The sequence below is a fragment of the Bacillus sp. 5RYD7K genome (assembly GCF_059831465.1).
In genome coordinates, this window is record NZ_CP191200.1 from 39239 (window position 1) to 62622 (window position 23384).

General features: G+C 47.8%; 18 protein-coding genes and 1 pseudogene. 1 reads left to right on the forward strand and 18 read right to left on the reverse strand.

Features of this window, described 5'->3' with window-relative positions; all coding sequences use genetic code 11:
* Window positions 1-160 precede the first annotated feature (160 nt).
* Complete coding sequence (locus ACQE26_RS00210; protein WP_016936735.1) at window positions 161-712, forward strand: PadR family transcriptional regulator; 552 nt, start codon at window positions 161-163, stop codon at window positions 710-712.
* A 39-nt stretch (window positions 713-751) separates the two neighbouring features.
* Here ACQE26_RS00210 and cyoE read toward each other — a convergent pair whose 3' ends face one another.
* From cyoE to ACQE26_RS00300, 18 genes and pseudogenes are all read right to left on the reverse strand, one after another.
* The gene (gene cyoE, locus ACQE26_RS00215; protein ID WP_500470340.1) at window positions 752-1699 is read right to left on the reverse strand and encodes a heme o synthase; all 948 of its coding nucleotides are present in this window, start codon (window positions 1697-1699) and stop codon (window positions 752-754) included.
* Window positions 1700-1995: 296 nt separating this feature from the next.
* Window positions 1996-2853: a catechol 2,3-dioxygenase gene (gene catE, locus ACQE26_RS00220; protein ID WP_500470341.1), complete on the reverse strand. Its 858-nt coding sequence runs from the start codon at window positions 2851-2853 to the stop codon at window positions 1996-1998.
* 16 nt (window positions 2854-2869) lie between these two features.
* The gene (catD, locus tag ACQE26_RS00225; protein WP_060963309.1) at window positions 2870-3274 is read right to left on the reverse strand and encodes a DoxX family oxidoreductase CatD; all 405 of its coding nucleotides are present in this window, start codon (window positions 3272-3274) and stop codon (window positions 2870-2872) included.
* A gap of 175 nt (window positions 3275-3449) precedes the next feature.
* Window positions 3450-5267 (reverse strand): ABC transporter ATP-binding protein, encoded by a 1818-nt coding sequence (locus ACQE26_RS00230; RefSeq protein WP_500470342.1) that lies wholly within the window; start codon window positions 5265-5267, stop codon window positions 3450-3452.
* Window positions 5248-6981, reverse strand: a complete 1734-nt coding sequence (locus ACQE26_RS00235; protein ID WP_448814498.1) for an ABC transporter ATP-binding protein — start codon at window positions 6979-6981, stop codon at window positions 5248-5250. Before ACQE26_RS00235 ends, ACQE26_RS00230 begins: the two co-directional genes overlap by 20 nt.
* Window positions 6982-7277: 296 nt before the next feature.
* A complete protein-coding gene (locus tag ACQE26_RS00240) occupies window positions 7278-9605 on the reverse strand; it encodes a peptidase G2 autoproteolytic cleavage domain-containing protein (RefSeq protein WP_500470343.1) in 2328 nt (775 codons plus the stop codon).
* A 191-nt stretch (window positions 9606-9796) separates the two neighbouring features.
* The gene (locus ACQE26_RS00245; RefSeq protein WP_500470344.1) at window positions 9797-11383 is read right to left on the reverse strand and encodes an alpha-glucoside-specific PTS transporter subunit IIBC; all 1587 of its coding nucleotides are present in this window, start codon (window positions 11381-11383) and stop codon (window positions 9797-9799) included.
* Between the two features lie 16 nt (window positions 11384-11399).
* Entirely contained in the window at window positions 11400-12161 is a 762-nt protein-coding gene (locus ACQE26_RS00250; RefSeq protein ID WP_016936741.1) for a MurR/RpiR family transcriptional regulator, read from the reverse strand.
* A gap of 67 nt (window positions 12162-12228) precedes the next feature.
* Window positions 12229-13578 (reverse strand): maltose-6'-phosphate glucosidase, encoded by a 1350-nt coding sequence (glvA, locus tag ACQE26_RS00255; protein WP_060963313.1) that lies wholly within the window; start codon window positions 13576-13578, stop codon window positions 12229-12231.
* A 171-nt stretch (window positions 13579-13749) separates the two neighbouring features.
* Window positions 13750-13932 (reverse strand): small acid-soluble spore protein H, encoded by a 183-nt coding sequence (locus tag ACQE26_RS00260; RefSeq protein WP_438421442.1) that lies wholly within the window; start codon window positions 13930-13932, stop codon window positions 13750-13752.
* A gap of 65 nt (window positions 13933-13997) precedes the next feature.
* On the reverse strand, window positions 13998-15806 hold the full coding sequence (locus ACQE26_RS00265) for a sigma-54-dependent Fis family transcriptional regulator (RefSeq protein ID WP_500470345.1): 1809 nt from the start codon (window positions 15804-15806) through the stop codon (window positions 13998-14000).
* 107 nt (window positions 15807-15913) lie between these two features.
* Window positions 15914-17293, reverse strand: coding sequence for a dihydrolipoyl dehydrogenase (gene lpdA / locus ACQE26_RS00270; protein ID WP_500470346.1), 1380 nt, complete (start codon window positions 17291-17293; stop codon window positions 15914-15916).
* A 14-nt stretch (window positions 17294-17307) separates the two neighbouring features.
* Complete coding sequence (locus tag ACQE26_RS00275; protein WP_500470347.1) at window positions 17308-18501, reverse strand: dihydrolipoamide acetyltransferase family protein; 1194 nt, start codon at window positions 18499-18501, stop codon at window positions 17308-17310.
* Between the two features lie 14 nt (window positions 18502-18515).
* Window positions 18516-19544, reverse strand: a complete 1029-nt coding sequence (locus ACQE26_RS00280) for an alpha-ketoacid dehydrogenase subunit beta (protein WP_060963317.1) — start codon at window positions 19542-19544, stop codon at window positions 18516-18518.
* A pseudogene (locus tag ACQE26_RS00285) lies at window positions 19529-20549 on the reverse strand (thiamine pyrophosphate-dependent dehydrogenase E1 component subunit alpha). The gene ACQE26_RS00280 and the pseudogene ACQE26_RS00285 overlap by 16 nt, the downstream one beginning before the upstream one ends.
* A 267-nt stretch (window positions 20550-20816) precedes the next feature.
* Complete coding sequence (locus ACQE26_RS00290) at window positions 20817-21269, reverse strand: DUF6884 domain-containing protein (RefSeq protein WP_500470348.1); 453 nt, start codon at window positions 21267-21269, stop codon at window positions 20817-20819.
* Between the two features lie 202 nt (window positions 21270-21471).
* Window positions 21472-22455, reverse strand: a complete 984-nt coding sequence (locus tag ACQE26_RS00295; protein WP_060965068.1) for a tRNA dihydrouridine synthase — start codon at window positions 22453-22455, stop codon at window positions 21472-21474.
* A gap of 566 nt (window positions 22456-23021) precedes the next feature.
* Complete coding sequence (locus ACQE26_RS00300; RefSeq protein WP_500470349.1) at window positions 23022-23321, reverse strand: YfzA family protein; 300 nt, start codon at window positions 23319-23321, stop codon at window positions 23022-23024.
* Between the last annotated feature and the right edge of the window lie 63 nt (window positions 23322-23384).

Sequence of the window (23384 nt, forward strand, 5' to 3'; positions counted from 1 at the left end):
TTACAATGATTATATCATGATGTCATATGAATAAGGCAAAGACATGATGAAAGGCGTTTCAAATCTGTATGCGGCTGAGGATTGCCGCATCCGGCACTTCTGCGTTTTTTCGCAGCCGTGTGGTATACTAGCTGTCAAATGAATGGGCTTGGAGGACAACATGAGAATTTTAAAGTACGCGATTTTAGGGCTTTTAAGAAAAGGCGAATTGAGCGGATATGATATATCGAGCTATTTTAAAGAAGAGCTCGGCCAGTTCTGGAGCGCAAAGCACAGCCAGATTTATCCGGAATTGAAAAAACTGACGGCTGAGGGGTTTATTACGTTCCGCACTGCGATCCAAGGAACGAAGCTTGAGAAAAAAATGTACACGCTGACCGGCAACGGAGAACGGGAGCTTGCCGCCTGGCTGACGAAAAAAGATCCGATTCCGGAAACGGTGAAGGATGAATTTATGCTGAAGGCTTATTTCATCTCAGCTTTGACCCGGGAGGAAGCAGATGAACTATTCACCGATCAGCTCGTAAAGCGGAAGGAAAAATTGTCCGACTTGGAAAACAGTTATCACGAACTGATGACATCGTCCGAGGATGCGGATTCATTTTCGTCTCCCGATTTCGGCCATTATCTCGTGCTGACAAAAGCGCTTGAGCGGGAACGCAATTACATTTCCTGGCTTGAAGATATTTTGGCTCTCATCAAAAAAGCATAAACAAAAAAACGGGCGGCTCTGTATCTATAAGCCGCCTGTTTACGTACTGAGAACCGCCATTATTAACGAATCAGCCATTAAAATAAGAAAAAGCAGGCTGAAATATACAATCGAATACAAAAACATCCCCTTCGACCATTGCGTGTCATCCGCCGCCTGAAAACCTTTGACGCTCCGGTACAGCCAGATGGCTCCGAGCAGAAGAGCGGACGCGGTATAAAGCGGGCTGACATCTATATAGAAAGGAACGAGCAGCGAAACCGCAGTCAGAACGGCGATGTAACGCAGCATTTTCATTTTTGTGACGCGGTTGCCTTTTACAATCGGCAAAAGCGGAATACCGGCGGCACGATACTCTTCCTTTCGCCTGATCCCGATCGCCCAAAAATGCGGCGGCTGCCACAAAAACATAATCGCATATAACAAAATCGCGGGCATATCAATACACCCGGCCAGCGCGCAATAACCGATTAATGGCGGAGCGGCTCCCGGAAAGCTGCCGACAAATGTGCTCCAGACGGATTGTCTTTTAAACCAAAGCGTATAAACGACGGCATACAGCAAAAACGCAAGCAGGCCAAGAACGGCAGTCAGTACATTAAGCGCAGCAAGCATGATGAATCCGCATGCGCCGTGACAGATGCCGTACAGGATCATGACCGGCGGCGGTATTTTCCCCGTGACGCTTGCGCGGGTGCGGGTTCGCGCCATCTTTGCATCCATGCCGCGGTCAAAGAAGTTATTAAAAACAGTGCTTGATGCCATGACAAGCGCCGTTCCGATCATGGCGATCGTCATAGCCGCAAATATACCGGGCCCTCCGCCCGTCCTTTCTGACTGAAGCCACGCGATCCAAAATCCGCCCAATGCGGCGAGTGAATTTGAGATGATAATCCCCGGTTTGGCAAGGATGATAAAGTCCTTGACCGTCACCCGGTTTTTATTATGCTTCATCGGCTGTTCCGTCTGTGCTGCATTAGAATTCATCAGTTCAGGTTCTCCTTTTTCGGCTTATCATATCAGGAAGAATAAGGAAGTTCAATTCATGCTGGTTACTTTTCACAAAATTGTAAATAGTATACGAAAAGCCGCATCTTCTGACCGAATGCGGCTTTCGGCTCTTGCCGGACGTACACAGTTTTCAATTCAGCGGAGGTTCTGAGCGCGGGCCGGCGATGGCGGGCTCCAGGCGCCATTTTTGCGCGTCACTGTGATTTTCGCTCTCTTTCGAGAACACTTCAGAAAAATAAAAAACCTTGCCGGCAGACGGCAAGGTTTCTTTCTTACAATGTAAATGCGATATCCGCCCCTGACACAGGGTCTTTGACGAATATGCCCGCTTCTTTTTCTTCAATCTCAAAGCCGGCATCGGTCAGCGCTTTTGTCACACGTGAGAGCTCTTTTTGATGCGGAAGCACGATGGTGTAATAATCCAGTCCGCTTGCGTTTCCCGGTTTCGGCGGCGCATGTGTTCCGGCCCATATATTCAGGCCGATGTGATGGTGATACCCTCCCGCTGAAACAAACAGGGCGGACATGGAGGCGTAATTGCCGACAATGTCAAAACCGAGGATATCGGTATAAAAAGCTTTAGCTTCCTGTAAATCCGTCACATGGAGATGGATGTGACCGATTACGGTTCCTTCCGGGAGACGGCTTTTACGTTCAGCTCCGGCTTCTTTCAAAAGCCCGTCCACATCGACGGGCGCCGTTTGCATGACGTAATTGCCCTCTGCATCGCGCTGCCACGTGCTGCGGGGACGATCGGCGTATATTTCAATGCCGTTTCCGTCCGGATCAGACAGGTAAAGAGCCTCACTGACCGCGTGATCCCCCTGACCGAGCGCGATGCCGTTTTCAATCAGCCGGGCCAATGCGATGCCGAGTTCTTTCCGGTCAGGCAGAAGTATCGCGAAATGGTACAGGCCGGTGACAGACCGCTCCGGTAGAATGACGGCGCTTGGATTTTCTTCAAGCATCAGCAGGACGCGTTTTCCATCTGCTGACAGTTCTGCGGAACGATCGGTTTGCGAGATGACTTGAAAGCCGATCACATTTTGGTAAAAGTCGAGCGACCGTTCCAAATTTTTGATGGTCAATTTGACATAACCGATTGCTGTATCTTGATGAATGCCGGTCATTTGAACGCCTTCTTTCTTATGCTGAAAAAGTTTCTCCCTTTTTTGATTTGAAAAGGAGCTGGTCCAATGAAAGCAGACGGCTTCCTGAAAGCGCTAAGTGAATAGATGCCGCCAGTAAGATGAAATCAAATTCCGAGCCGCCCATAAATGGGGAGGAAAGCTTCGCCGTAAAGATGGCGCCGACTAATGTAAGGGCAAACAGAACGCCGATTATGCGCGTCGCCAAGCCGAAAAAGATCAGAACCCCGCCGACAAGCTCAATCGTTGCGATGACATAGACCATAAACGCCGGAAGCCCGATGCTTTGGAAAAATTGTGTGGTGCCTTCTAATCCTTGGAACTTGGATAAACCGTGTACAAAAAAGATAATACCTGTTACAACCCTTAAAAGCAGTGTTCCTGTTTCGAATGATTTATTCATAAAATCCTCCTTGAAAATTATTATCACTTACTTTATGTAAGCTAGTATATATACATAACTTATTTACGTCAAGTAATTTCGTTACATTTCACGAAAATAACTGAAAAGTACTATTTATCCGCATAAAAAAAGACCTCCGCACTCTGTCGGAGGTCTTTGTCCCTATTTACAATATTTACGATTCCCGGAACTGGCTTTCATATAATTCTTGGTAAAAACCTTTCTGGCTGAGAAGTTCGGCATGGGTTCCTTTTTCAGCCATTTCGCCGTCTTTCAGCACAAGAATCTGGTCGGCTTTTTGAATCGTGTTCAGCCTGTGAGCAATAATGACGCTCGTTCTGCCTGCCATTAAGCGGCCGAGCGCTTCTTGTATTTTCACTTCGGTCACTGTATCAATGTTGCTCGTCGCTTCATCCAAAATGAGCAGAACCGGGTCCGCGAGCACAGCTCTCGCGATGGAAATGAGCTGCTTCTGTCCTTGACTGATGCCCGCGCCGTTTTGGGTAAGAACGGTATCGTAGCCTTTCGGGAGCCGTTCGATGAATCCGTGGGCATTGGCGGCTTTTGCGGCTTCCTCCACCTCTTTGTCAGAAGCATCCAGCCGGCCGTAGCGGATATTCTCTCTGATGGTGCCCTGGAAGAGAAATGAATCCTGCAGAACAAACCCCATGTTTTTTCTCAGACTGGATCTTGTCAGTTTTTTGATGTCCGTTCCGTCAATGAGGATTTTTCCTTCATTCGGCTCGTAAAAACGGGCGATCAGGCTCGTAACGGTTGTTTTACCCGCTCCGGTCGGACCGACGAAGGCGATTGACTGCCCTTTCGGAACGCTGAAGGACAGATGTTTTAAGATCAGGCTGTCTTCCCGATAGCCGAAGGAGACATTGCGGAATTCGATGTCACCCGTTTTGATCGGCTGATGCGCCGCATGCTCTTCATCTTCCCGCTCCTCTTTTTCATCAAGCACGTCAAACACCCGTTCAGCCCCGGCGATTGCCGATAACATCGTATTGAACTGATTGGCTAAATCATTCAAAGGGCGGGTGAACTGCCGCGAGTATTCGGCGAATACGACAATGGAACCGATCGAAATCCACCCTTTCAGCGCAAACAGCCCGCCGACCGCCGCTATAATCGTAAAGCTTAAATTGTTTAAAGAGTTCATTACTTTCGGAATGAAACCCGAAATTGTCTGCGCCCAAAACCCTGATGATTTTAACGCCGCGTTTTTTTCTAAAAATTGCTCCATGACGCGGTCTTCTCTGGAGTAGGCTTTAATGACCTTCGCTCCTGATACCGACTCTTCAATAAAACCGTTCAGCTCGCCGAGGTTTTTCTGCTGCTGCTTAAACAGGAGTCCCGTCCGGTTGGTGATCCATTTGATGCTTAAAAACATGATCGGAATGATCAAAAGCGTGATCAATGTTAAAAGCGGGCTCATGTACAGCATCACGGCGATTGTGCCTGCGAATGTAATGACGCTGGAGAGCACCTGAATGACGGATGTATTTAAAGTGGAGCTGACATTTTCAATATCATTGGTGACCCGGCTCATCAAGTCGCCGAGCCGCTGTTTATCAAAAAACGGAATCGGCAGCTCATGCAGATGGGTAAACAGCTCGCTCCGCATTTTAAACACGGTGCTTTGCGAGATATTGATCATCCAATAGTTTTGAAACCATAAGGACAACGATTGCACGAGGTAAATCCCAAACAGTATGAACAGCACCCCCGCCAATCCGTCCGTCGTCCGTCCGACGATGAAATGATCAATCGCTTTCCCGATGACGAACGGTCCGAGGAGGCCGAATACGGCGCTTATGACTACCATGATAATCACAAGAGTCAATAGCCCTTTTTTCTCTGCTACATACGACCAGATTCTGCGCAGCGTGCCTTTTGCATCTTTTGCTTTCGCACGTTTTCTGCCGCCTTCACTCGATTTGAGCGGTATTTTCGGATAACGGAAAGGTTTACGAATGTCTTTCTCCACTGTCAGCTCCCTCCTTTCCGAATTGGGATTCATAAATCTGCCGGTACAGATGAGACTCTGCCATCAGCTCTTGGTGCGTGCCTTTTGCCAGCAGTTCGCCGTCTTCAAGCAATAAGATGGTGTCAGCCTTCATTGCGGTCGTTATTTTTTGCGTGATAATCAGTGTCGTGCATTCATATGATCTGATCGCTTTTAAAAGCTTTGCTTCCGTCTGAAGATCCAGCGCGCTCGTACTGTCGTCTAACAGCAGGAGGGACGGCTTTCTGATAAAAGCGCGCGCGATGGAAATGCGCTGCTTCTGCCCGCCTGACAAATTGACGCCCCGCTGTCCCAGCACCGTGTCGTATCCGTTTGACAGCTTCATAATCGTTTCATGGATTTGCGCGTCTTTGGCTGCTTCCATTACTTCATCTAGTGAAGCATCCTCCCGCCCCCAGGCGATATTTTCACGGATTGTGCCCGAAAACAGGAGCACTTCCTGCGGAACATAGCCGATTTCCCTGCGCAGCCCGTGAGCGGAGAATTCACCGATCGGTTTTCCGTCTATGAAAATACTGCCTGAATCAGCCGTGTACAGGCGCGGAATCAGCTGAAAGAGCGTTGATTTTCCTGAGCCTGTCGCGCCCATAATGGCAACCGTTTCTTTCGGACTGGCAGAAAAGGACACGTGATGCAGCGCGTCTTTTTCCATGTCCGGATAGCGGAAGGACACTTCGCGAAACTCAATTTCGCCTGCAAGCGCTTGTGCCGGGTCATGTCCCGTTCCCTCGCCGCCTTCTGTTTCCAGCACCTCGCCGATTCTTTCTCCGGAAGCCTTCGCCCGGGAAAATACCATAATGAGAAATGGCAGGACGGACAGCGCGCCTGTAATCCGCGTCGCATAGTTAATCACGGAAACGATATCTCCGACCTGCGCCCCTCCCTGGTCAATGCTTTTGGCGCCGAACCATAAGATAAACAAAATGCAGCTGTTCATCAGCAGCATTAAGATCGGCATCGCCGCTTCCACGAGACGAAAGGCGGATACTGTTTTTTCCATCAGCTTCGTATTCGATTTCAAAAAACGTTTCACTTCGTGGTTTGCACGGAGAAGCGCTTTAATCAGTTTGATCGCCGTCAGGTTTTCCTGCATGATCGTATTGACCTGGTCAAGCCGCTTTTGCACAGACCGAAACAGCGCGCCGCCTCTTTTCAGCACCCACAGTAAAAACAAAAGCAAAATCGGCACAGTGATCAGCAGAAAAAAACCGAGTTTCGCATTGACGGTCAGCGAGAGAATAATGCCGCCCGCGATCATTAACGGCGCCCGAAGCATAAACCGGAGACTCATGAAAAGCATATTTTGGACCTGCGTCACATCGTTTGTCAGCCGGGTGATAAACGATGTGGATGAGAATTGCGCAAACGTCGAATAGGAGAAGGACTGGATTTTTTGAAATAGCCCTTTTCGCGTATCATACGCATAACTTTGGCTGATATGGGCGGAGTAGAACGAATTTAAAATGCCCGATGCAAATGAAACAACTGTCAGTCCGATCATCACGCCGCCCCACAGCCAGACCGTCCCGAGCTCCTGCTTTAAAATTCCTTCATCGATGATTTTCCCGATCAGCAGGGGCTGAATCAGTTCTACCGCAAGCTCGATGAGCATGAAAAACAGAGCGATTCCCGCCAACAGAGAATACGGTTTTACATATGATAAAGCCTTTGACATGTGTAAGCCTCCAAATTCTTTGTTCAGTATGTATGTATATTTATTTTATTTGTTTGTCTTAAATGAATAAAGGATTAACCCTTGAACCCGCACCTTTTATTATGTACTTTGTGAAGAAAAAACGGAAATCATTGAAGATCAAAATTGAAGGAATGAGGGATGCAGATATATGGAGGCTGTCTTATCTTTTCTTTTTACCAGCTCCTGAACCGGAGCCCTGATTTTAGAATGAATGAGCGGAGCCTTTAAAAAGGCGTCCGCTATTCAGGATGGTCATTTATGCTTTGTCATTTCATTTAACGAATAAAAACGAGAGCGACCCCGAATCCTTTATCGGCATCAAACTCTTTGATCACTTTCATGACCTGCCAGCGCTGGTTTGGAGCGTCGGATTTTGCTGCAATCCCGTTATGGGCATGAATAAAATCTCCCGCTTTCACAGTCTCATCGCATTTGACATATACCTGACCGATAAGCCCGACAATGTTCCACTCGTCTCTTTCTTGTCTTGAAGTGTAGTCTTCTTCAGGGCGAAAATCCGGATTTTCTTTTGGCGCCATGACCGTATGGCCGTTCGCATCTTTCTGTTCTTCATAAATATAGCCGCCAAACTCATTCTTTACGTATCGGCCCGACCAGTGAAAACTCGACTCACCGAGAATCACCCCGGCAGTCTCGGAAATAACCCCAAGCATGAGATCACCCTTTTCAGCTGGTCTGATCTTATCACCTTCAAGTGTGACAAGTGTTCCCGTCGGAATTTTCTTCCCGCTCAGACTCTCAAAATACTCGGCGTAGTCAGAGAATGTCGAGGAACCTGTTACGCCTCCGGAAGCCTTAATTGTTCCTTCTTTTGCGTGAAGCTCAATTTTTCTGTTGGCTGATGACGGAGTACTGCCGGCACCCCAGCCAAGTGCTACAGAATCTGAATTCGGGTTAATTGTATTGTACGAAGAAAGCACTGAAGATTGTGCCGCTCCGGCCGCTCTTCCCCGAACAGAACCAGCCACAAAATTATTGTTCCCTGTAGCATGAGATTCACGGGAGCCAATGACTCCGCTTCCTTTATGTTTAAATAAGAAATAAGGAGTGACTGCTCCTCCAATGTTAAAGTCAGTTTCATAACCTGAAAAATCACAATTGGATACATTAAGGTCTGGATCTGAGGAATAAATTCCAACTGTCCCGCTATTATTTTTTGGAGATCTCTGCCCCCAAACATTGCTAACAACAGACTCGTACATTCCGCTGCCGAATGCAACTCCTTTTTTTCCGGAGTCAATCAATGTGACACCATCCACCATCACTTTCCCTACTGAGTTATCCCCGCCGACAATATATAAGTCGTTGTCTGCAGTTTTAAATCCGCGGATGGTTATATTCTTTAGACTGATTAAGCGTCCTTTATAAAATACGCTGACTACTGAATTCCCCTTATAATCAATTGAACTGTCATCACAAATAGCATGGAAATTCACAACGCTCACACCATCATATCCGGAGATTTGTAACGCGTTTGGACCCGCCCCTTTGTATAGATCATTTGGTTTAGGGTTATATGAGATACAATTCGCGAGCTGCACATCATGTGCTGTCGCTGACTGAGGATCGCTTGCTGTGTGGTGACCGATATGGCGAATGCTATATCCAATGGCATTTTCGTATGCGCGACAATTAACAAGCTGTACTCTCTTCGCAGCCGGTGCATAACTGTGTGCTTTAATTTCAAAGCCTCGGACTCCTCCAATTGAGATACAACTATCAATCATTACGTCTTGAGAGCCGTCATCAATTTCAAAACAATTCGTGTTAGAAGTGCCGTCATTTAGCCCCATTGGATGGTAAGAGAGGCAATGACTGAAAGTCGTGTGTTTCCCAAAATGACAAGTAAAGTTATCATCTCCGGACCCTGTTGCTTCACAATGAGAGAACGTTACAAAGTTACAGCCGTTGGGCTGATAATAAGTGGGGTCGTCCATTTCTCCATGTCTGTTATAGTTCGGGCTTGTAGAATCAAAGCCATGCAGGCCGGCGTTCTTCGCAAACACATGCTCGACAAAAGAATAGTCAACATTCGCAAAAAGCAAACAGCTTGAAGTAGGGCCCTTCGGAATCTTCCAGCCGGCAGGACGCGTATCCTTGTTCCAGTCCAGCGTAAGATGGCCGACGTAAATATTTTCATTACCGTTCGTATAATCGCTGTTGGTCAGAACAGAATGGCCGACCGGTGTTTCGTCTAATAATTTAATGACCGTTCTTTTCTTACCTGCTCCGACAAGCATTGTATTTGACGGCACAAACAATCCGGATGTTCTGAATACACCCGCAGGAACCGTTACGACATAACCTCCGTCGGCCATAGCATCATGAAATGCCTGCGTGTCATCTGTTACTCCGTCACCTTTAGCCCCGAAATCCATAACGTTTCGCTCTGTCACATGTTCAAATCTGTTTTCATACATTTTAAGTCTTTCATTTAAATTTTCATAAGTTGACGTGCCGTCGCTAAGGGCAGCACCGATTTTACTGTCAATCGCTTCAAAGTTTTGAGCAATGCTTTCAACTTCAATCCCATCAGTTTTATCGGGTTTGTAAAGTCCTAAGAACGTCGTATAGTTTGTCATGATCTTGCCTCCCATTTTTTAATTGCTATTTGAAACATCGCAGAAGTCATTCCGTTTTTGCATCTCCCACTTTCACTCCTGCATGTACAGGTGGCAAAGGTATGACAAATTCATACATTTTTTCAAAACATAAAAAGAGCGCCGGATTAACAAGCGCTCTTCCCATTCTGCACATAGTCTGCTGCAGTATTTTAACCGTTCAATATTTTCTCGACACGCTCCCGCATTTGCGGAACGCTTAATCCGACAATGACCTGAAGCGCCTTGCCTTTTCTGACGACGCCGTGGGCTCCCAGCTCTCTGAAATCGGCATCACTTTTGACCTTTGATTCATCAGCGACTGTGACACGGAGACGGGTGGCGCAATTGGTGACCTCTGTAATATTGTCCTTTCCGCCCAGCGCTTCAATATACAAAGCAGCTGTATCCCGCTGTGTTTCGTCTGCCGCCGCTGTTTCTTTTGAAGCCTGCTTCCGTTCTCTGTATTCCTTTTTCGAATAAAGCTTTGTTTCCTGTCCTTCATCTTTCTCTCTGCCCGGAGTGGCGATGTTGAATTTGAGAATGAGGAAACGGAAGACGAAAAAGTAAATGGCGGTAAAGCACAAGCCGATGATGATCTGGTATACATACGTCAAACCATGGCTTGGCGCCAGCGGGATCCAGTTCAAGGTCGCCGCTTCAATCAAACCGCCGCCCATATTTCCGACGACGCCGGCCATATACATGACGGTCGCCATGGAAGCGGCAAGCAAAGCATGAACCGCAAATAAAAACGGCGAGATAAAAAGGAATGTAAATTCAATCGGCTCCGTAATACCGGCGACAATGGACGTCAAAGTGACCGGGATCAAAAGGCCGGCGACGATTTTTTTCTTTTCCTTTGAAGCCGTAGCGTAAAAGGCGAGCGCGATTCCCGGAATGCCGAAGATTTTCGAGTTGCCGTGAAGCGCGAAGCCCCCCTGCGGGAACAATTCTTTCAGCGGTTTGACGCTTTGGGAGTATTCTCCGAGATGCTGGGCCCAATAGGTGACGATACCGCCTTCAGCTACAGCCGGCCCGTAAACAAACGGTGAGTAAATAAAATGATGCAGACCCGTCGGAATTAAAATCCGCTCCAGGAACGTGTAAATCCACACGCCGACCGCCCCGGAAGAAACGAGAAAGCTTTGCAGCGATCCGATTCCGGACTGAACCATCGGCCATACGTAGGCCACCGCAAGTGAAATCGGTATCATAATGAAAAAAGAAATAATGACGATGTACGAAGATCCCTGGAAAATCCCCAGGAAATCCGGCAGTTTTTTATCAAAATACCGATTGTGCAAGTAAACGACAATAGATGAAATAAAGATGGCGCCGATAATATTCGTATCAAGCGTTTTGATCCCGGCGATCATCGTCAGCCCGCTCGTTCCGCCGGCTTCCTGGTTCATATCGACATGAAAAGCCCCGCCCCAAACCGTCAGAATCGCATTGATAAAGTAATTGAATGTAAGATAAACTGTAAGCGCTTCCAAACAAGCCCGCGCCTGCGCTTTTTTCGCTAAAGCGACAGGGATGCCGATCGCAAACAGGAGCGGCATTTGATTAAAGACGGTCCAGCCGCCTTGTTCAATGACGTACCAGCATTGATACCAAAGCCCGTCAGGATCAGCCAGCGGCCCCATCAGCGTTTTATTTTTAAAGAGCGTACTCAGACCGACAATAATACCGGAAAATGCAAATAACAAAACAGGCACAAACATCGCGCTGCCGAAGCGCTGGACTTTTTGCATCATTTCACGTGACCCCCCGCTATTTATCAAAATTTTCAAGCTCTTTATAATCAACATATGCACGGAATAACGCTTCGCCCACCAGAAAAAACGGGGCAAATGCGACAATTTCCGTTTTATCGCTTAACGTCACCGGCTTGCTGGTCGCATAAAGATTATACGGCGTCGTCTGCGCCAGTACGTTGTTTTTCAGATTGGTGATTGAAATGAACGGAACTCCCTTTGCGGACAAGGTCCTTGCCTGCGGAATTAATTCGGGTGTTTCCCCGGATAAAGAAATAATGATGAATACGTCATCAACCGTAAAATCATCACACATGATATCAAACTCTGTGATGTCCTGTATTAAAATCAAATACTTCCGCCGGGATACAAACATCCGCTGCAGCTCGCGGGCGCACACCCTTTGAGCCGTGCCCGATCCGTAAACGAAAATCCGTTTTGCTTCATCTATCAGCCGGCACATCTCCGTCATATCTTTTGACTTTACGTATTTTACGTTGGCTTCAATATCATCCAGCAGCTTTTCAAATGTCATATTCTCGCCTTCTTCAGGCTGATCCTCCCATTTCAGAAAAACCCGGAATTCACTGTAGCCGCTGAAGCCGAGCTTTTGGGCGAGCCGCAGAATCGAAGACCGAGAGACATTGCAGGCTTTCGCCATGTCATTGATACCGAGATGGTAGCACGTATGCTTATTGTTCAATATATATTTTAAAATATAAAAATCGTTGTCATTTAATTTCGCGTAATGCTGATTCACCAGTTCTTCAAGACTCATCCCAAAATCCCCCCGTTTTCTTTCTATTATATAGAATAACAGATGAAGAAAACGGGGAAGATTGTCATCAGGAAATATGAGACGGACTTACATCAAGCTCAGGCCAGTAATCCTTATTGGCCTCCATCAGATCTTCAAGAATCAGTCTTGCCACACGGGCATTCGGCACTGTTTTTGACAGGATCAGCGCCTGCCACAGCTTTTGAAATGACCGCTCTTCCCATGCTTCAGCCGTCAGTTTTTCGACAGATACCTGCTGTTCCATCAGGCCTTTTTGAAATTGCGGAATATTCCCGACGGAGAGCGGTTCAGGTCCGTTTGAACCTACGAGACAAGGAATCTCAACCATGGCTGATGGATCAAAATTTGCGATCGCGCCGTTATTTTCAACGATTAACAGCATTCTCTCCCCGGTATTGTAAGCGATGGCCCGGGCAAGATCGACGATATAGGAAGCATGATCGTCAATTGTAATTTCACTGTTTTCCGATGACTGCTCGCGCGTAATCATATCACATTGGCTGAAAATGAAAGCTTCGCGCCCTTCCATGACTTCGTTGGCTCTCGTATGATTCGGATTTGATTTTTTCACCATATCATCCGGGAATAAGTAATATTGCAGATATGTGTTCGGAAGCGTATCCGGATCGGCCGCCTGAACGTCGCGCGCCTTTTTGAAGGTGTCATTCCAGCTTGCTTCGGTCTGTTCGGCCTCCGTCTTCGGAACGTAGCCGTATTCACGGACATGCTCTTTCAGCTTCGGCATTAAATCATTGCCCTCTCGATCCGTGATGGACGTCCACCAGCCAAAGTGGTTCAAGCCGTAATAACGGACCTTCATTTCTTTTCTTGACGATAATCCGAGGATGTTCGCCATGCGATCCTCAATTCCGACCGGCATGTCGCAGATGTTCAATATTTTTGAATTCGGTCTGAGGCGCCGTGTCGCTTCGGCCACAATCGCCGCAGGATTGGAGTAATTCAGCATCCATGCGTCAGGCGAGTACGTTTCCATATAATCAAGGATTTCCAGAACGCCGCCGATAGACCGCATGCCGTATGCAATTCCGCCCGGACCGCATGTTTCCTGTCCGACGACTCCGTACTTCAGCGGGATTTGTTCATCCAGCGCGCGCATCGCATATTTCCCGACGCGGATATGCGCCATGACGAAATCAACATCCGTAAAAGCCGTCTCCGGGTCATCAGTCGCCAAAAATTCAATGTCCGGCGCTTTTTCTTTTATGAATACCTCACACGCACCCGCAATCCGCTCCTGCCTTTCTTTATCATTGTCATAAAGTTTCAGCTTTCTGATCGGAAACTCTTCCAGGTGATTCAAAAGCATTAATACAATTCCGGGGGTAAATGTGCTGCCGCCGCCTGCAATAACGATTGAGAATGATTTGTCTGTCATGTGAAGCCCTCCTCTGATAACGTTTACATTTTATTTATATCATGAGAACGGCTTCTCTGTACCGGGTTTGTGGGAGTTAGATCATTTAATCATTTTTAGTTATTTTTCTCAAAAAGCGGGAAAATTCTCACAGGAACAAAAAAGGCCTGCTGTGATCAGCAGACCTGTGTCTCAAAAATGCTCTTGTAAATCAGAAAGCTGCACTTCCTGCTCAAATTGAGGATTTCCGATCGGAAAAATCCTGGCCGTTTCCTTGTTCTCGTTGACATGCTGAATATAAATCGGGACGCCTTCATATGTCACATACGCCATGGCAGCGGATTCAGCAATGTCTTTCGCACGCTGTGTGTTCACGTCTCAAACCTCCTTTGGGCCTCACACATAACGTGTCCGGCAGCCAAGAGAAGTATGCTTGTTTCTTACAATTGTCCGGCGGTGAGTTTGAATTTTTTGAGGCGTTTGTAAAACGTGCTCCGCGGAATTCCCGCCATTTTGGCGGCCAGCGTGACATTTCCCTTTGCCGATTCAAGCGCGTTTACGATGATGTTTTTCTGAATGTGCTCCCGGATGGATACAGGAGGCGCTTCTTCTTGGCTAAAAGACTGAAACTCTTCTGTGAGGCCTGACGCTTCAAGCAGAGATGGGAGAGGGCGCCCTGACAGTCTTCCGTCCGGGAACATGACGGACAGACGTTCAAACACATTAAACAATTCTCTGATATTTCCCGGCCATTTGCGGTTCTTTAAGATGTCTAAAAAATCATCAGGAAGCTCTCCCGGCCAGCCGCGGTTCCGCTGAAATTCAAAGAAGAGGCCGGGAATGTCTTCGGTGCGTTCTCTTAATGGCGGGAGATGGATCGGACAGACGTGAAGCCGGTAAAATAAATCCTCTCTCAGCTTTTTGCTTTCGACAAGCTGTTTCAGATCAGTGTGGGCGGCGGTGATGATTCTGATGTCAACGGGAATTTCTTTCGTCCCGCCGATCGGGGTGACCTTCCGTTCCTGCAGCACCCGTAAGAGAGCGACCTGCATGGTGTGTGATATTTCTCCGATTTCATCGAGGAAAAGCGTGCCTTTATCGGCTTTTTGCAATGCGCCGATCTGTCCTTTCCGTTTGGCTCCGGTGAAGGCGCCTTCCGTGTAGCCGAATAGTTCGCTTTCAATCAGCTTCTCGGGGACCGCTCCGCAGTTCACTGCGATAAACGGGCCGTTTTTTCGGGAGCTGTTGTTATGAATCGCCCGGGCGGCAACCTCCTTTCCCGTACCGGTTTCTCCGGTCAGACAGACGGTTGCGTCCGTTCGGGCGACAAGCTCCAGCTGCTGCAGCATATGTCGGGATGACGGGCTTTCGCCTGCCGCGCCATGAAATATAAAAGACGGCTTTTCTTCTCGTTTGGTTACATAAAAGCATGTGAAGCCGTTCTCCTCCCGTTTGGCCTGCTTGATCTGAAAGCCCTGTTCCTCAAGCTCGCGCAGCATATGCCCGGTTAAATGCTGAACGGGGCGGCTTGCGGCGATAATCCGATTGATCTCATTGCAAAGCACGATCGGTTCATGAGACTTGGTGAGTTCCGCGAATTTGCCGATCATGTCAAGTTCTGTCATCTTCATCTTTAAGGCAAGCTCCCGTTCCGCCGTATAAGCGATGGAGGAAGCAATTCCGAGCATAAAAGGCTGAGCGCGGGCGGCAGGGCAGGAAATATCAATGACACCGGCCAGCCGCCCGTCTTCATAACGGATCGGAGCGGCGGAACAGCTCCACTGATGGGAAGCGAGTGAATAATGTTCAGAGCCGTGTATCATGACCGGCTCATTCGTATAAAGGGCCGTCCCGATCGCATTCGTGCCGACTGCCGTCTCCGTCCAGCGGGCGCCTTTTAAGAAATTGATGCGGTTCGCTTCATGAATGGTGCGCGGGTGGCCTTTAACAGAATGGACAACGCCGTCGGCATCAATCAGGAGAACCATCATTTCCATTTCCCGCATCGCCGTCTTTATTTTTTCTGTATGCGGCGACGAGGCTGCCAAAAATAGCGCATGCTTCTCGGCCTGCCTTTCTAAATGATCTGCCTGCATTACCTTCGGCCCCTTTTCCAGATAAGGGTTGACGTCGGCTTTTTTACAGCGGTGCCATGAGGCTGCGATCCTCTTCTGAATACGGGATTCATCAAGCACGCCTTCTTTCACAAAGCGCTTCCAGGTTTTAAAATCATTCCGAATGACATTCATCGTATCCGCTCCCCCCTGTTCAGACCATCTTTTCATATATTGTAGGGGAAAAGTAAAGCGCTTTCAATAAAAAATACCCCTTCTCAGTCTGAGAAAGGGTATTCCGGCTATACGGAATGCACCGCAAGTCCGGTGACATTCAGCAGAGCTTCCTGAAGCGTTTCCGAAAGAGTCGGATGCGCGGCGATCAATTGCTCTGACATATCCGCCGTCATTTCACTGTTCATCAGCATGACCGCCTGGCCGATCAATTCTGTTACGTCCGGCCCGATCATTGACACGCCGACGATTTCTCCGAATTCCGGTTCGGCAATGATTTTCATTTTGCCGCCGTGCTGATGTTTAATTAACGCTTTTCCGTTAGCGGAAAATGAGCATTCTCCGATTTTCACGTCTCCGTATGTCTCTCTCGCCTGCGTTTCCGTCAATCCGACAGCGGCCATTTCCGGCGATGTATAAATGCAGCGGGGCACCGCCCGCATATCGACTTTACTATCTTTTCCCGTGGCATGCGAAGCGGCGGTGATGCCTTCATGAATAGCGGCATGCGCCAGCTGCATTCCTCCGGCCGCGTCGCCGCATGCATATATATGCGGCACATTTGTCTGCATATGGTCATTGACTTCAATGCCGCGCGGAGAATACCGGATGCCTGCCTGCTCGATGTTCAGCTTTTGCAAACGCGGTTTTCTGCCGATTGCAACCAGAATGTGATCAGCATTGGCCTCAATTTCTTTGCCGTCTTGTGTCCACACGGCGGTTTTCCTTTCTCTGTCAATCCGCTGGAGGGCGGCTTTCGTCTGAATATCAACCCCGCTCTCTCTTAAAGAGTCTTCAAAAGCGGCTGCGATTTCTCCGTCTTCTGCCGGGAGCAGCCTGTCAGCCGATTCAATCACCGTTACTTTCGTTTTAAACCGGCTGAATAAAGATGCAAACTCACAGCCGATTACACCTCCTCCGACAATGAGAAGAGAAGAAGGAATGTGCTGCAAAGAAAGCGCATCTTTGCTGTCGATCACCCAATTGCCGTCAAAAGGGGCAAACGGCAGCTCCGCCGGTTCAGATCCGGATGCAATCAATATCCGGTCCGCTTCCAGAATGTCTTTTGCGCCTTCTTCTTCTTCAATCAGCAGCGTCTGATCTGTGAGAAATGAAGCAGTCCCGCGGATGACTTTAATCTGATTTGCTTTCATTAAGTATTGAATTCCCTGCACGAGCTGGCTGACGATTTGCCGTTTGCGCCCCTGCATGCGGGCCCAATTGAGTGTAATGTTTTGCGGGAGTTCGATGCCGAATGTATCTGCGTGCCTGATTTTATCAAGCACATTTGCGCTTTCCAAAAGCGACTTTGTCGGGATGCACCCTTCATTGAGACACGTGCCCCCGAGCGGTCCTTTGTCTATCAGAACGACTTCTGCTCCCCTCCGCGCGGCAGTCACGGCAGCTGCATATCCGGCCGGCCCGCCGCCGATAATGGCTAGTTTCATTTCTTCACCTCTCTCTATAAAATCAATCCGGCAGGCTCTTCAAGCAGCGTTTTGACCGTTTTCAGGAAGTCCGCAGCCGGGGCGCCGTCACATACTCTGTGATCAAAAGTAAGGCTCAGCGGCAGGATGGTGCTTTTGACAAGCTCATCTCCTTTGAACGCCGGTGTTTCATAGCTTGCGCCCACTCCGAGAATACCGGCTTCAGGCGGGTTGAGGATCGGGGTGAAATGCTCCACTCCGTAACCCCCGAGATTCGTAATAGAAAATGTCGATCCGCGAAGGTCAGCGCCGGAAGCATTACCTTCCCGCGCCCGCCGTGCAGATGTGCTGATGTGATCCGCAAGCTCAAGGAATGAAAGCTTTTCCGCATCCCGGATCACCGGCACAACAAGGCCGTTTTCAAGCGAAACCGCCATCCCGAGATGGACATATGGATAGGTGATGATCCGCTCCTCTTGATAAGAGCTGTTCAGTTCAGGATGCTGTTTCAGCGCAAGCACCGCCGCCCGGGATACGAAGTGCGTGACTGTCAGCTTAACACCGCTCCGCTTTTTCGCACTGTCAGCGAGCTGCCGCTGCCATTTCAACAGCTCTGTAATGTCGGCTTTCATGGTCAGCGTCAGCTGGGCGCTGTTTTGCAGGCTTTTGTGCATTCGGTCTGCAATCACTTTTCTCATCGCTGAAGCCGGTTTTCCCTCCGGCTGTGCCGTCTGAACCGAAGACTGCGGTTCAGCTTCCGTCTTTATGGCCTTGATGACGTCAGCTTTTACAATTCGGCCTCCGGGACCCGTCCCGTTCAGCGTATCAACTTTCAATCCGGCTTTCTCGGCCATTTTTCGGGCAACGGGAGATATTTTCACGCGGTGTTTACGCTTTTGCCCGGCTTTGGGAGCGGGAATATTTTCAGGTTCAGCTTGCGGTTTCCCTTCATTTTCAGGCGCCGGTGTCTCTTTTTCCCGCACTTCTTCGCCGTTTTCCCCGATATAACAGATGGCCGTTCCCGGCGGGACTCCCTCTCCCTCTTTGACTTTAATATGAAGAAGCGTGCCGCTTTCAGGCGCTTCAATGTCCATTTCTATTTTTTCAGAGTTGATGCTGGCGATGCTTTCTCCCTTTTCAACCGGGTCGCCGACTTTTTTATTCCAGACGGATACTTCACCTTTTTTCATCGCCATTCCAAGCTTCGGCATCACTACTTTTACAGCCATTCTTTATCCCTCCTTTAATACGCCAAAGGTTCTCCTAAAAGCTCAAGCGTCTCATTTACGATACGTGCCGGCGTCGGAAGATAGATATCTTCTAAGACCGGCGAAAACGGAACAGGCGTATGCGGAGCCGTGATTCGTTTTATCGGTGCGTCCAGCAGGTCAAAGCCTTTATCCGCAGCAAGCGCCGCGATGTCTGTCGCAATGCTGCAGCGCGGATTGGCTTCATCAATAATGATCAGCCTGTTTGTTTTTTCAAGTGACGCAAGGATAGCCTCTTCATCAAGCGGTGACAGACTGCGGGGGTCAAGCACCTCTGCTTCGATCCCTTTTTTCGACAGCTCTTCCGCGGCTTCCAGCGCCGTATTCACCTGCTTGCCGACTGCAAAAAGTGTCACATCGCCGCCTTGGCGTTTAATATCGGCTTTGCCGAGCGGAATCGTATAATATCCTTCAGGCACCTCGCCCGTCATGCTGTAGGACGTTTTGTCTTCAAAAAAGAACACCGGATCATTGTCCTCAATCGCAGCCAGAAGAAGTCCTTTTGCATCATACGGATTTGAAGGAACGACGGTTTTCAGGCCGGGAATGCTTGTAAACAGAGCATACATGGCTTGAGAATGCTGGGCGGCCGCTCTGAAACCCGCTCCGTAAGTCGTTCGCACTGTAATCGGCACTTGGGCTTTCCCGCCGAACATATAGCGGAATTTCGCCCCCTGATTAAGCACCTGATCAAAACAGGTTCCGATAAAGTCATTGAACATCAGCTCGGCAATCGGTCTGAGTCCGGTGGAGGCCGCAGCCATGGCCGCTCCCATGTAACCCGCTTCAGAAATCGGCGTATCAAGCACCCTGCTTCTCCCGAATTCCTGAACAAGCCCCTTCGTCACACCAAGCACGCCGCCCCATGCTTCATCATTCTGCAAATGGTCGACATCCGCGCCTCCGGCCACATCTTCACCGATTAACAGCACATTTTCATCTCTTTGCATCGCAAGTCTCATCGCTTCATTGATTGCGTCGGACATGCTCACGATTCTTGCCATTTCAACATTCCCCCTTTTTTAATAGCTCACATACACATCGGTCAGAAGCTCAGATTCGCTCGGATACGGGCTTTTCTCACTGAAAGAAACCGCTTTTTCAACCGCTTGTTTCACATTGTTTTCAATATCGGCGAGCTTTTGTTCCGCCATCTTTTCCTGAAGCAGATATGCTTTAAAAGCGCTGATTGCATCACGGTCTAAGTGAACCGTCTTTTCCTCTTTCGGCTTATACGTCTGGGCGTCTCCTTCGAAGTGGCCGTAATTTCTGTAAGTCATGCATTCAATTAATGACGGCCCTCCGCCGTTTCTCGCCCGCGTGACCGCTTCTTCTGCGGCTTCATAAACGGCCAGCACGTCTTTTCCGTCCACAGTTACGCCAGGCATCCGGTAAGCCGCCGCTCTGTCGGCAATAGAGTCACAGGCCGACGCGTACGAAAACGGCGTCGCTTCTCCGTAGCCGTTGTTTTCCGCGATAAACACGACAGGAAGATTCCATACAGCCGCCAGATTGAGCCCCTCATGAAACGTGCCTTGGTTGTTTGCGCCGTCCCCGAAGAAGCAAACGCTTACATTATTAGTCCCTTTATATTTAGCCGTCAGCGCTGATCCGCAGGCAAGCGTAAATCCTCCGCCTACAATTCCGTTTGCGCCGAGCATGCCTTTATCCAGATCCGCAATGTGCATAGAACCGCCCTTGCCTTTACACAGTCCGGTCGCTTTCCCGAATATTTCCGCCATCATACCATCCAGATCACAGCCTTTGGCGATACAATGGCCATGTCCTCTGTGTGTGCTTGTAATGCTGTCTCCATCATTCAAATGAGCGCACACCCCTGCAGCTACCGCTTCCTCACCGGCATACAAATGGACGAATCCTGGAAGCACTCCCTGCGCGAACAGTTCATGGACTTTGTCTTCAAAGCCCCTGATTTCCAGCATCTTTTGGTACATCCACAGCGCTTTCTCCTCAGTTAATGACAAGCCTTCTCGTTTTAACAATTCCATTTTTTGTGCGCCTCCTTCTATTTAGGGTTCATATTTATAAATGCAAGAAGTGTGCCAGCTTTTAAAGCCCGTAAAATCAATGTTTTTATTTTATACTGTGAGACAGTTTGATACAGGTGTCTCATTTTGTCTCGATCTATATCCATTTGTCTCGTTTCAGGTATACAAAAAAGACCGGACATCACCCGGTCTTTGACAACGATCGACGTATTTATTTCCTCGGAAATCTTTTAACAGCTTCTTCTGCACTGCTTGTCTGAATGGCTGTTACAGTTCATGCTTTTCTTCTGCAGCCTTATTCAGCGCTTGAAGCATGTAGCCAATGCCTTTGTACGATGACAGAGGCCAGCTGACATGCTGATGCTTTCCGATAACGGCTTTTAGGACGCTTCGGTATTTTTTCCCGCCAAGCATGACAATTTCAACAGTGTCAGAAAAGCCTTTTTCACAAAATTGGCGCTGCAGCTCCTCCGCTGCCATGATCTCCGGATGACCGGTTCCAAAAGTGACATCGTAATTTCCAGGAACCATATCATCCGGACGAAGGAATCCGTGCTTTGCCGACAAAATCACCCACTCATCGAAAAAAGCTTTCGCGTATCTCTCGCATGCTTGATGAAACGGGCTGAGATAGGCGTCCTCCGCCTTTACCGGCCCTGTATCCGGATTGATGTCCCAGATTTTTTTCTTGCCGCAGGGGATGATGCACAGTCGTTTCATTTTTCTTTCCCCCTTTATGCAGTTTCTCATATCAATGTACCATTATCTGCTGATTTACGCATGATAAAACGTCAGACAGAAGCCCCTGGAGAACGGGACATAGATCTGCTTTCTGTAATCAGGGTGCAGGCGGGGGAAAGGCTGCACACAAAAAGACCCGGAATTCATACTGAAATCCGGGCCGGATGAGGAATTGTATATGTCACTCTTGCTCCATCCCATCAAGATACTTTCTCTCAAAGTCATCGAGCAATGCACGCACTTCATCTGTTGACTTTGTATTCATGCATTGATTTCTTAATTCACTTGCTCCCCGGAATCCGCGGAGATAAATCTTAAAAAAGCGAGGGAGCGGTTTGTATGCTCTAGCTTCTTCTTTTGAATATTCATCATGAAGATCCAGATGCAGTCTCAAAAGATCAAGCAATTCCTTACTGCTATGCTCTTTCGGCTCCTTTTCAAAGGCGAATGGATTTGTAAAAATGCCTCGTCCAATCATAATCCCGTCAACACCGTATTGTTCGGCAAGCTTTAACCCGGTTTCCCGGTCAGGAATATCCCCGTTGATCGTCAGAAGGGTATCTGGCGCTATCTCGTCACGAAGTTTCTTGATTTCCGGGATCAACTCCCAATGCGCATCTACTTTACTCATTTCCGCTCTGGTGCGCAGATGAATGGAAAGGTTAGCAATATCCTGTTTCAATACGTGTGTCAGCCAGCCGCGCCATTCGTCTACATCCGTGTAGCCAAGTCTGGTCTTCACACTTACCGGCAGCCCTCCCGCTTTCGCTGCCTGTATTAATTCGGCTGCAACTTCAGGACGGCAGATCAGGCCGCTTCCCTTTCCGTTCCCCGCCACATTAGGCACAGGACAGCCCATATTGATATCCAGCCCTTTAAACCCTAATTCCGCCATCCCAATACTCATTTGGCGAAAGTTTTCAGGCTTATCTCCCCATATGTGGGCTACCATCGGCTGTTCATCCTCTGTGAAAGTCAAACGGCCGCGCACACTATCCTTCCCATCCGGGTGACAATAGCTTTCTGAGTTTGTAAACTCTGTAAAAAACACATCAGGCCTGCCAGCTTCACTCACAACATGGCGAAAAACGACATCCGTCACATCTTCCATTGGCGCCAATACAAAAAATGGCCGCGGCAATTCACGCCAGAAATTATCTATCATAACAAATTCATATCCTTTCATTAGGGAATACGGCTGCATCATTTATTAAAAAACTGACCATGCTTTCCTTTTACACTTATAGCACGCGAAAGCATTTCTTATCAAACGATAGTAAATTTTGAACATTTCACTTTTTACAATTGAAAAAGTGAAAAAGCAAACAGAAGCAGAACACATGAATTGAGTTAACGTAATAGTCTATCGCTATAGTTATCCTCATATCGTTCATTTCTGATCAACTCAGTCAACTCCTTAACCTTTAATAGGTTCTAAGAGAAAAAGTGTGATGATTAACTGCACCTTATTTATATTGTGGTTTATTAATAGTAGCGCTGACCTTCATCTTTCGCAGCGGTCTTACTTATGAACTTTTTGGATAAAAAGGATTCCAACCTAAATAGAATATCATATGAGTTCTCCCGATTACCAATGCAAAATAATTGTCAAAATATCTGCATAAAAAATAAATAATTACTTTTATAAGACACTTCCAGAAATCACTATATATGTTTGGATAAGGTTTCGATTCGGTAACCCTGATCCAAAACCAAAAAATAGACTGCTGACTAAGTGCCGCAGTCTTCATTTCGAATATCCTTTTTTATACCTGTGATGATTTGTGTAACAGTGAAAACCCCTAGGAAAACAGTGACAATATTAAACCATGGATTATCATAGAATGAAAGATAGTTTTGAAAGAAATCCAGTTCAACTATATTTGCTGGGAATCCATTCATTTCTCTATACTTAGGACCCCATCCCGTTAATTCTACAAAGTTAAAATAAAGCTGTGAAACTAAAAATGCCAAGACCGTGAGAAACCAACTTCTTTTATATAACGGTCGTTTTTTGTTTACTTTATCCATTTAACCAGTTTCCTTTTCTGCAATATTTTACTAAGTGTCCATCTAAAATCATTATATTATGAA